Source organism: Bacillus sp. REN10, from assembly GCF_016820555.1.
Classification (GTDB): domain Bacteria; phylum Bacillota; class Bacilli; order Bacillales; family Domibacillaceae; genus Bacillus_CE.
Window position 1 is genome coordinate 53,202 of sequence record NZ_JADHDW010000007.1, and the last position, 11,547, is coordinate 64,748.

Here is an 11,547-nt window from a genome sequence, read left to right on the forward strand (position 1 = left end):
TTGTAATTTGGACGACCATCACAAAGTTTCCTTTATGCAACTTTTAATATTTTTATCATATGCATCAATTTTTCATATGTCAAACTTTTTTTAAAAAATTAATATTCAATCTTTTTCTCATTGCGATCTATATAATATTTCACTAATATAAATGGGAGAAAAGTAAATTATAGGGGGTTTTGTTGTGCAAAAATCAAATATCCTATCATATCTTCACGAAATCAACGGAGAGATGTGGCTGGTCGAAGATGATCGGGACAACTTAAAAGTAAGCTATCGAATTAAAGAGGTCATTTATACCGCTCAATCACCTTTTCAACATATTATGATTGTTGATACATATGATTTTGGCAGAATGCTAGTTTTAGATGGAGTCGTTCAATCAACGGAGAAGGATGGATACATCTATAATGAAATGATTACCCATGTCCCATTACACATCCATCCAAATCCCAAAAAAGTACTCATTATCGGTGGCGGTGACTGTGGTGCCGCAAGAGAAGTCATTAAATACAAGCAAGTGGAAGAACTGTACTTTTGTGAAATTGATCAATTAGTAGTTCAGGCTAGCAAGGAACACTTGAAAGGCGTCTCAGCTGGATTGGAGGATGAACGTATCCGCTATCTTTTCGCAGATGGCATTCAATATATGAAAGAACATAAAAATGCATTCGACGTTATTATCGTTGACTCGTCTGACCCTATTGGACCAGCGACTCAATTATTTGAATTTGCTTTTTATGAAAATGTCTTTCATGCCCTTAAAGAAGACGGCTTAATGGTATGTCAAAGTGAATCGCCACTCTTCTATCGCGAGGTGATGGAAAATACTTATGACTCGCTACAGCAACTATTTCCGATCACGAAGCAATATTTAGCTGTCATCCCAACATATCCGGGAGGGCTATGGAGCTTCACCCTGGCCTCTAAAAAGCATGAAACTTTCATCGTACCAGATGTGGAACAAACGACAAAGTATTTTAATCAAGAGATCTTATACGCAAGCTTTGCCTTGCCGGCATTTATGAAGAAATAAGGAGAGGGCTGCCTGAAGAATCAGGTAGCCCCTTTCTCTATGACTCTTATTCTCGAGAAGAAGACCATGATCCCACAAAGTATACATACAAATAACTAACCTTGGCATATAAATGAAAAATGAGGTTTAACTAATGAACATAACATGGGAAATCACAAATAGATAAATATTTTTCTCTTTCACAGTTGAAATTTGCTGATCTATCATCGACAATTAAAATAGAATCGACAAAAACCGGGGCGTGACAGGCACCCCCCGAATCAAGGAGAGAATTTCTTTGAACTTAAAATGGATGTTTACAGTTGCTAGTTTGGCCGCTGTATTGTTTATTGGGGTTTGTTTTGTTTTTGTTAAAGGGTATCAAGTAGAAGAGGCTGCTTCCATTGATAGTTTGTCTTCCACTACTCGTTCTACTGATCGTATGATAGAAGATGTACCATTGATTTTACAAAACCCGGAATTAAATAGAGGATGCGAAGTAACGAGTCTAGCGATGCTGTTGAATTATTATGGAGAAGATGTGGATAAAATGGAGTTAGCGGATCGAATCGTCAAAGAGCCTTTTGAAGAAAACAATTACAGAGGCAATATGCATCAAGGATTTGTTGGAGACATCGCTACCTTTGATCGCGACGGCTTAGGAGTCTATGTAGAACCTATTATCGATTTAGCCGAGCAATATGTCGATGAAGAACGGCTCATTAATTTAACGGGACACGCACCAGAAAATTTATATGCACAAATTAATAAAGGGCGACCAGTTTGGGTCATTATTAACTCTGAATTTAAAAGGCTAGCGGAAGGCCAGTTTGAAACTTGGCAAACAGCTGAAGGAATGATGAAAGTGACTTATTATCAGCACAGTGTCGTCATCACTGGTTATGATGAACAATTTGTCTATGTTAATGACCCTTTGAAGAAAGAAAAAAATATCAAGCTCAACCGCACAAACTTCGAACAAGCATGGATTCAAATGGGTAAACAAGCCTTGACGATCTCTGAATAACGAGATATAAAGCACATACAAAAGCCGCCAATAGCTGGCGGCTTTTGTATTATTCGACAAAATACGGGGAGTGACAGGCACTTGTCTATTTAAACGCCTCTTGAATAATGTAGTAGGATTGTTTCAGTCTTTCTTTATAGGTTGGTTCGTTCCATGTGTCCCATTTGTAGGTATTCATTGTTGGGAGTTGGTTATTTGTCATTTTTGGCAAGGAATCTGTGACTTGGCCGTTTTCGATCCAAATGAGACCCGCTTGAATTCCATTGATTTTTTTACCAGCTGTTAAACCGTCTTTATATAAGTCACCCATGATTTCACGCTGACTTGGGTCTTTGACGTTTAACAATAACCACGGAATTCTTACTTCAATCATGCCATCTTTTTCATTTACATAGTAATCAGCGAGAGAGTCATAATTTGCTGATTTCGGATTGCCGTTCCCTTGACGCAATTTCCCGGTTTCGTAATCACTAAAGGGAATGATCTCCCCTGTGCTTGGAATCAGCAATTCTTTATTCAACGCCAATTTCTGCGGATGAAAGATACCGCTATTTTTCGATGGAAGCGGCGGCTTAGGGTGCAGCATGTTTAATTTTTCTCCATATTGATACGTAAAAAAGTCATAATACGAATCAACGAGAACATGTGAATCATTTTTATCATTCAACACAATCATAAAGTCCACATCATCTTTGAATGACAAATCTTTTATCATAGTTGTATGGTAATTCCCTTGACCCGGTAGCGTATTCAATAATATGACTGGATCCCCCTTCTGCACAGCCTCCTTATTGATTCGGAAATATAAATAACGTTCATCGTGATCGATATAGAAACTATTCTCATTGTGATAGAATGGATTCGTTCCTCTCCAATCTTTTGTTTCTCCATCTACTTTTATCTTATTCCGATCAAAGCTAAGAAGCCCAAATTGCTGCTCATTCGTTTGAGCATTAGACCAAAATGGACGACGGTTCGGATTATCATAATCCATCGTATTCCACGTCCGCTTAAACCACTCATCTTGCCAAGTGAAGATCAAGCCTCCTAATAAGCCTTCCTGTTGGATATCTTCATACATATCCACAACCACTTCACCTTGTTCTTTTTCAGATAATAATCCTTGCGTCCGACCAAATGGATTCGCATGTGTTAAACCGCGTGATGCTGGAACACCAAACTCAGCAATTAAAATGGGCAACTTATGCGCTTGATGTAAATCACGCAAATAAGCGGCATAACTATTTTTCTCTCCGCGATGATCGACATAATTTAAATACTTTTCTTCGTAGTTAAAAAAGTCTGGATAATACGGATAAACGTGATAAGAAGCAAATTGATTCGTTTTCTTCATCTCATTTTTTACTTGAATTACATTAGGATTTACACTAACGAGATCCTCATCTTCGTTCGGTTCAGATGGATGCGTTAATATATCGGTCGTTACCCAGTTCGTAAAGCTGACTGGACGCACCCAATTATACTGATCTTTCTCATAGGTCACTAATGTATCCATCTGCTTTGCTAACCAATGCTCAAAAGGGGTTCCGTTGTTAGTTTGAAAATACGTGCCATTATAATCGCCAATGCCTTGATGCTGGTCATTCGTATTCTCCACCATTTGCGGATACCACTCAATACCGATAATCCATCCAATAACGTAAGGCGAAATATCGGCATTATACACCCCTGAAGCATGTCCCGCTCGCGGCTTCACTACAGCATTTCCATGAACTACATCAGTGATACGCTTCATTTCTGATTGAAATTCATCCGTATGTTTCCCTGCAAAGGCATCCAGTGTATCAACAAGTGATTCTTCCTCAATCCACACTCCATGAAATATGTAAATTGGATTTTTATGCTCTTCATTATAACGTTTCAAGGCTTGATAAAAGCCTGGAGGATGCAATGTATACACCCGAATGGAATTAGCACCCATCTCTCCAATATATTGAAACCAACGATAATATTCTTCTTCCGTAATCGCCGCTTCCCCTGGAAACACGCCCGGTTTTCCCATTCCAATATTCACACCTTTAATTGGAAGTTTTCTCCACTGACCACCTACACGAACTTCAAAAGTATCATGGTTTACTCTTGATGTATAAGCTGTTTCTTTGCTCTTCTTACTAGCTAGTTTTGACTCTTTCTTCGTCTTCACATGTTCACTCTGTTCCAAAAGCACCTTCATCATCGGTACATATGTTTGCCAAAAGAATTGTTCATTTTCATTTTGACTAAAGATTTCTTTCAGCCAGTGATACCCTTTAAATTGATAAAATCGAGGAACTTGACTGATATCATTGAAATCTCCAGCGAAATAATAACTAGACGTCTGTCTGTGACTCGTTTCTATCACACCAGCAAATTTAAGCGGAATATGATGATCCTTCAACACTTCTTTACCTTGATCCGTCAAATCCCACTGATAATAAGCTAGCGCCGTCCCTCTTGCTTTCGGCGTCACGATATCAAACCAATATTGATAATCGGCACTTTTTTTCAAACCAAATTTCTCATGTCCTTGTTCCGTAAACTTCATATTAATTCCATGACCATTAAAATGCTTACTTGCTTCTAAAACCACTACTTCCCCACTCGTATCATTGATTAAAATATAGCCCGCACCAGAATAGTGCCAGTTGTCTCCAAACCGCGCAACAATCCACTGTGGAATCTCGTTGTTCTTATTTGGGGCTAGCTCATCGAAATAACGGCCAATCCATCCAGACCATTCAAGCTGAAGATAGTCTTCCATGCTTTTTCGCACATCTTCCTTTGTTGGAGAAGCAAAGGAATTAAACTCAGCGATAAAAGTGGTTGGTTTATCTTCATTTAATCGTTGTAAAATCGTTTGCCATTCCTCCATCTGCAAGCCGCCATAAATAAGGCTAGAACGTGCTCCTTCACGTTTTTTGTTAACCCACGGCACATCTTCTTTATAAACGCCATATGTATCTGCTAAATAAATTAAATCTGCCTCAGCTAAGGATTTCGGAAAAGAACGTATACGATAGGATCGAGTTTGTTCATTCGGCTCAAAACCGACATAATCAGAAGCTGCTTCAAAAGCCTTTCCATCATTGTTCACATATTTAAAATAATTCAATACCCAGGAAATGCCGAGATGCTCCCGAAATGACTCGTCAGGAACTGTTTTATCAATAAGAGTGATCCCCAGCGGCTTTTGATTACTAAAGAACCATAAAATTACCGGCATAGCTAAACAAAGTACCCCTGCAAGCGCGACGAATAATAGCTTTTTCATTCAACTATTCCTTTCTTAAATAAGACCTCATTCCTTGATACATACCATTTACGGATACCAAATAAGTTTGAACTGTATGAATGTTACCTCCCCTTATTAACCAATTATCCCCATGATTTTTTTTAAAACCAGATGGTAGCTATATCTTACCCAAAAATTCTGTCTTTTTATATACACTTCGACATTTAACAACAAAAACAGACGAAGTTGCTATGAACAACTTCGTCTCTCTTAAACAACTTTTTAACTATATAATTACATATTGATCATGCCAGACCGCTTATTCTCATTTCGTTTCCAAAATAGCTGCATCATCAGTAAAGCCGTAAATAAAATCAGTCCTGTAACATCTGAAATTCTCTCAGGATAAATAAGTAATAATCCCGTGACAACAGAAATGACTCTCTCCACCCATGATAATGAACGCATCCAAAAACCGATAATGCCAGCTCCAATAGCAACCATCCCCGACAGAGCAGTAAAAATAACCCACACAAGTTGCCATGGTGTTGTCTCAATCATTAGTAGCTGCGGAGATAATACAAACACATACGGAATAATAAAAGCAGCAATCGCTAGTTTAGCGGATTGAATTCCCGTTCGAATCGGTTCCCCTCCTGATACCCCTGCAGCCGCAAATGCAGCTAAAGCAACCGGTGGAGTAATGTCGGCGATAATCCCAAAATAAAAGACGAATAAATGAGCGGATAAATCAGGTACGCCTAATAAAATAATCGCTGGTGCGGCAATCGTCGAAGTAATCACATAGTTAGCAGTAGTGGGAGATCCCATTCCAAGAATAATAGAAGCGATCATCGTTAAAAATAGAGTCGGAAGCAAAAAACCACCCGCTAAATCTAACAACCCATTCGCTAGCTTTAAGCCGAGCCCCGTCTTTGTCACAACTCCCACAATCATTCCCGCTGCTGCGGTTGCGGCAGCGACACCTAAAGCCGTTCTTGCTCCATCGACAAGCGCCATAACAATGTCTTTCCATCCCATGTTAACTGCACGATTGATAAACCCGACGATGATCGAAAGTAAAATAGAGTACAAAGCAGCATAAGTTACTGTGACCCCAGCCATTAACAGCACAATGACAGCAATGATCGGAAGAAGCAAATACAATTGCTTGAAGATTTCTGTTCGATTCGGCATTTGCTCTTTCGTCAACCCTTTGAGTCCAATCCGTTTCGCCTCAAAGTGAGTCATAATCCAAATCCCTGTAAAATAGAGAACAGCTGGAATAGCTGCAGCTTTAGCGATATCCCAATACGTGATTCCGCCTCCAATAAATTCAACCATTAAAAAAGCAGCAGCTCCCATAATGGGCGGCATTAATTGGCCACCTGTCGATGCAGCTGCTTCTACAGCTCCAGCGAACTCCTTTTTATAGCCCAGTTTTTTCATCATCGGAATCGTAAACGAGCCGGATGTCACTACGTTCGCAACTGAGCTTCCGCTAATCGTTCCTTGCAAGGCACTTGAAAAAATCGCTACTTTAGCCGGTCCTCCTGTGCTTCTCCCAGCAATCGCTACAGCCAAATCATTAAAGTACTGCCCCACTCCTGTTTTCACGAGAAAAGAACCGAATAAAAGAAATAAGAAGATAAAAGTTGAAGAAACAGCTAACGGCGTTCCTAAAATACCTTCCGTCGTAAAAAACATCGTTTGAACAAGCCTTTCTAAACTCAAGCCGCGATGCGACAAAAAATCAGGCATGTACGCCCCGAAATAACCATACGCTAAAAATAAGAGCGCAATAATCGTAATCGGTAAACCGACCGCTCGTCGGGTCGCTTCTAACACAAGCAAAATGGCTAATGAGCCTACATAAAAATCAACATCCGTTAAAATACCAGCACGCATCACAATATCATCAATATTCGCTGGCCAATACGCACCGACATATACACTCAAAATGGCTAGTGCGATATCATACCAAGCAATTTGAAACTTCCCTACTTTCTGCTTTTTTCGATTAGCTGGGTATAATAGAAAAATTAATGCGAGGGCAAAACCTAAGTGAACAGAACGTTGAATTTGTGCGGTGAACACACCGAAAATGGCTGTGTAAAGCTGGAATAAAGAGAAAGCTAATAGTCCAAAAAAAGCAATGTGTCCAAGAATGCCCTTTAGCTTCCTTGTCCCTGCTTCTAAATCATATTTCTCAAGTAGCTCCTGCTGCTTTTCTTGAGATAATGTTTCAAACGACTCTTTATTCATCGATATTCACTCCTTTCCACTGTTGCCAAAGACTAAGCCGCTTCGGCTGAATTCGTACCCATATCCCGGGAGATAGATCATCAGCTAGTTGATAAACCTGTTCTTCATAATGGATTTGATGCTCCGCCTTTACTTGACCAATACGTAAATCAATAAAAGGAAAAGCTCGACTCATGTTCTTAATGAAATACTTGCCGTTTTCCTTTATAAATATTTCATCTCCTTCAGCGTTAGAAGGCATTCCAATCGCAAAATTTTCATATTGCAATTCTGTCTGAATGATTTGCCCCCCTTTCAGCTGATACGTTTCGACGACATCTGTCAAATGAATAGAATGAGTATATTGAATTTGAAATGTGTCAGATGTTTGCACAGGCAAATAGGCTAATAATTGATTCGTGTTTTCAAAAGTAAAGGCAATAACCGAATGATAAGGTAAAAAGAAGAGAAAACCGCTGGCTAGCAGGAGCGGCAAACAAACTAACCCTATTTTACGCACCATTTACGCTCTCCTCTCTCTTTTATGGCAAAAATGATAGACCGAAAATATTCAGCCTATCATTTTTGTATTTGTTCACTTTACTTCGCTACCCCTTTTTCTTTAAAATATTTCTCAGCACCGGGATGTAACGGTAAATCTCCTAACCCTTCTAATGCGGTTTCTGCTTTAATTAGTTTGCCTTTTGCATGAGTGATTTTATCTGTATTATCAAAAATAGCTTTCGTGATCTTGTATACACTTTCTTCGTCTAATGCGTTACTGACAACGAGCATCGCCTTAACTGCTACAGTCGGCACATCTTCAGCAATTTTATATGTGCCTTTAGGAACCATATCCTCTGAGTAGTATGGATATTTTTTGATTAATGCTTGGACCTTCTCTTTTTCAATGGGAATGATTTTTACTTCTTTTTGTGCGGAAAGTGCTTCAACTGCTCCCGTCGGTGTACCGGCTGTAATAAACGCCGCATCAATGCTACCACTTTGAATGCCATCCGTCGATTCATCAAAGGATAGATCCTGTTTTTTTATGTCATCGAATGTTAAACCGTACAGTTCTAAAATTTGTTGAGCATTTGGCGCAGTTCCCGAACCGGGTGCTCCGACAGATACCGTTTTTCCTTTTAAATCACTGACCGATTTAATGCCGCTGTCTTTTGTTGTCACAATTTGAATTGTCTCTGGATAAAGAGTTCCGATCCCTTGAAAGTTTTCAATTGGCGCTCCTTTAAACATTTCCTTTCCACTCACGGCATAAGAAGCGATATCCGTTTGCGTAAATGCGATATCGACATCTCCATTTTTAATCGCTGTTAAGTTCTCTGCAGACGCACCTGATGATTGGGCATTTGCTTCAATCCCAGTATGATCAGTAATAATATTGGCCATCGAGCCGCCAAGTGGGTAATAAGTGCCTCCTGTGCCACCCGTTGCAATACTAATGTTCTTGTTGTTCCCAGCTTTCTTTGCTTCTCTACCTGTTTCTTGTTCTCCATTGCTACACGCAGACACAATGAGCATAAAGGCAAAGACCATCACCAAAAACAAACGGCTACTCCATTTTCGCAACACCAATTCCCCCTCTTCTCCAAATTTGTACATAAATTACAAATTAATCATAACATAGACGTTTAGTTATTTGTCAAATTATTCTCAATATTTTAACATTAAAACCTTTTACTACATAAAACGAAAACCGCCTACTACCTAGGCGGCTTTCACAATACATATCAATCATTCGACAAAATCCGGGCGGTGACAGGCACCTCCCGAATGATTCCTTTCTCGGTAATAATAGCGGTGATTAAGCTGTGATGTGTAATGTCAAAGGCGGGGTTATAGGTTTTGATGTTTGGGGGTGCCATTGGTTGTTCATACCATTGGTTCGTGATTTCTTCTGATTTTCTTACTTCAATCGGGATATCGGCGCCGGTTGCACAATTGAGATCTATGGTTGAAGTCGGCGCGCATACATAAAAGGGAATGCCGTAATGCTTCGCTAAAATGGCTAAACCAGATGTGCCAATTTTATTGGCGACATCTCCATTGGCTGCCACTCGATCACAGCCAACGAGCACCGCCTGAACTTTTCCCTCTTGCATCACAATCGATGCCATGTTATCACAAATTAACGTGACATCAACACCTGCCTCTTGCAACTCCCATGCTGTCAAACGGGCTCCTTGTAAAAGCGGTCTCGTTTCATCCGCATATACATGAAAATCATATCCGCGCTCCTTCCCTAAATACATTGGAGCGAGCGCAGTTCCGTATTTAGCAGTCGCAATCGTGCCGGCATTGCAATGAGTGAGTAACCCCCAACCAGGTTCCAGCAAGGATAAAGCATGTTCCCCAATAGCCAAACATACTTGCTCATCTTCTACGCGAATCATTTCGGCCTCTTCTTTTAGCGCTCGTTTAATATTCGCAACTGATTCATTTGCTTCTGCCTTTAACCGGTCTTCCATTCGCTGAAGAGCCCAAAATAAATTAACTGCAGTCGGCCGAGAAGAAGCTAAATATTGCTTCACTTTAGCAAACTCTTTCGCGAACTCCACAAAAGACGTGGCCTCTGATTTCTTCACACCTAAATATGCCCCATACGCAGCCGCAATCCCAATGGCTGGCGCTCCTCGTACCTTTAAATGATAAATAGCTTCCCAAATTTCTTCTGCCGTAAACAATTGCAAAAATACCTTTTCATTCGGCAAAAGTGTCTGATCCAGCAAAACTAAACAGCTGTTTTCATCATCGAGCCGCACGGATTGAATTGCTTCCATGACTCTCTACCCCTTTCACACTATGTCGTAATACTTGGACAAAATCTTCTCCTGTTCGAATCGTTGAACGTTCTAAAATAAACGTTTTCCCTGCTGTTAAACAAATGATTTCTGCAGCTGTGCGGTGCTCAGCATTCGTAATCGAAGTCAAATCCTTCACATGAGCAATACCAATCACCCGACGGCAAAGTTCAAGCCCGACTACAGCTGCGGTATCTTCAAGAATGGAATCAAGATACGATTCTTTAAACCCAGGGAAAGTGGCTGTTTGTTCGGTTGCTTTTTCGCCCCAAAGATGAAGAAATTTCACTGAAAAAAGCTGAATGACTTGGCTGATTGTCTCTTCTACATATCGTAAATAATCTGCTCTCTCTTCAGTTTCTTCTATTATATAGTTCCCATGGACATAAGCAAAAATCAGATTCGCCACGATGTTGCCAATATCATAGCCAGCCGGTCCATAAAAAGCAAACTCCGGATCGATGATTTTCGTCGAATCCTCCTTCACAAAGATGGAGCCTGTATGCAAGTCCCCATGAAGCAACGCCTGGGATTTTGTCATAAAATCAAATTTTAACTTCGCTGTTTCTAGTCTTAATCGTTTATCGCTCCAAATCTCTTCCCGAACGAATTCCTTTGTTCCTTCAAACACGTCATTTTGCTCACAATCATAAAACGGCTCAGTATAGACTAAATTTTCTGTTATCTCACATAGTTCAGGGTTCGTAAATTGCTGAACAAGTGCCTTTTTCTCCTTATGCTCCATCACGACATCCGAAGTTAACAGCAACGTTCGCGCTAAAAAAGTGGTAATATGATCCGCAAATAAAGGAAACTTCTTTCCTTTTAACAAAGCTGAACGCAAAATGTGATGATCAGATAAATCATCCATCACACAACAATTCATCACCGGATCATACGAGTACACTTTTGGCACAAAACCTGGTGCTAAATTTCCTTGTAACGTCAAGATCTCACTTTCAATGCGATTGCGGTCGGGGGAAAGCTTAAAAACATCGGAAATCCGCGCTACTGGTCCCGCTTGCTTAATAATGATCGATTGGCCGCTCTTTTGATCAACGACTCGAAACACATAATTCAAATTGCCATCCCCAATTTCATGACAAGCTAACTCTGCCTCCCTAGGAAATATGTTCAGCTGACTTTTCGCATACTCTACAGCCTCTTCTTCATTCATCGTAAAATAAGCAGATGTGAAATCTCTCAA

Annotated in this window: 8 protein-coding genes; 2 read left to right on the forward strand and 6 right to left on the reverse strand. The window is 40.1% G+C overall.

All coding sequences use genetic code 11. The features are described 5' to 3' along the window. Positions 1–232 precede the first annotated feature (232 nt). Together speE and IRB43_RS11350 are read left to right on the forward strand one after the other, a co-directional pair. Positions 233–1,036, forward strand: a complete 804-nt coding sequence (gene speE / locus IRB43_RS11345) for a polyamine aminopropyltransferase (RefSeq protein ID WP_203363676.1) — start codon at positions 233–235, stop codon at positions 1,034–1,036. A gap of 292 nt (positions 1,037–1,328) precedes the next feature. Next, the gene (locus IRB43_RS11350; protein WP_203363677.1) at positions 1,329–2,042 is read left to right on the forward strand and encodes a C39 family peptidase; all 714 of its coding nucleotides are present in this window, start codon (positions 1,329–1,331) and stop codon (positions 2,040–2,042) included. Positions 2,043–2,127: 85 nt separating this feature from the next. On the opposite strand, the gene IRB43_RS11355 is transcribed toward IRB43_RS11350, so the two are convergent. From IRB43_RS11355 to mtnK, 6 genes are all read right to left on the reverse strand, one after another. Beyond that, complete coding sequence (locus IRB43_RS11355; RefSeq protein WP_203363598.1) at positions 2,128–5,313, reverse strand: hypothetical protein; 3,186 nt, start codon at positions 5,311–5,313, stop codon at positions 2,128–2,130. 255 nt (positions 5,314–5,568) lie between these two features. Continuing rightward, entirely contained in the window at positions 5,569–7,539 is a 1,971-nt protein-coding gene (locus IRB43_RS11360; RefSeq protein ID WP_203363599.1) for a TRAP transporter permease, read from the reverse strand. Further along, positions 7,532–8,041 (reverse strand): DUF1850 domain-containing protein, encoded by a 510-nt coding sequence (locus IRB43_RS11365; RefSeq protein WP_203363600.1) that lies wholly within the window; start codon positions 8,039–8,041, stop codon positions 7,532–7,534. Before IRB43_RS11365 ends, IRB43_RS11360 begins: the two co-directional genes overlap by 8 nt. Positions 8,042–8,118: 77 nt before the next feature. Then, positions 8,119–9,108, reverse strand: a complete 990-nt coding sequence (locus tag IRB43_RS11370) for a TAXI family TRAP transporter solute-binding subunit (RefSeq protein WP_238941968.1) — start codon at positions 9,106–9,108, stop codon at positions 8,119–8,121. Between the two features lie 161 nt (positions 9,109–9,269). Continuing rightward, entirely contained in the window at positions 9,270–10,319 is a 1,050-nt protein-coding gene (gene mtnA / locus IRB43_RS11375) for an S-methyl-5-thioribose-1-phosphate isomerase (RefSeq protein ID WP_203363602.1), read from the reverse strand. Beyond that, positions 10,288–11,547, reverse strand: coding sequence for an S-methyl-5-thioribose kinase (gene mtnK / locus IRB43_RS11380; protein ID WP_203363603.1), 1,260 nt, complete (start codon positions 11,545–11,547; stop codon positions 10,288–10,290). Before mtnK ends, mtnA begins: the two co-directional genes overlap by 32 nt.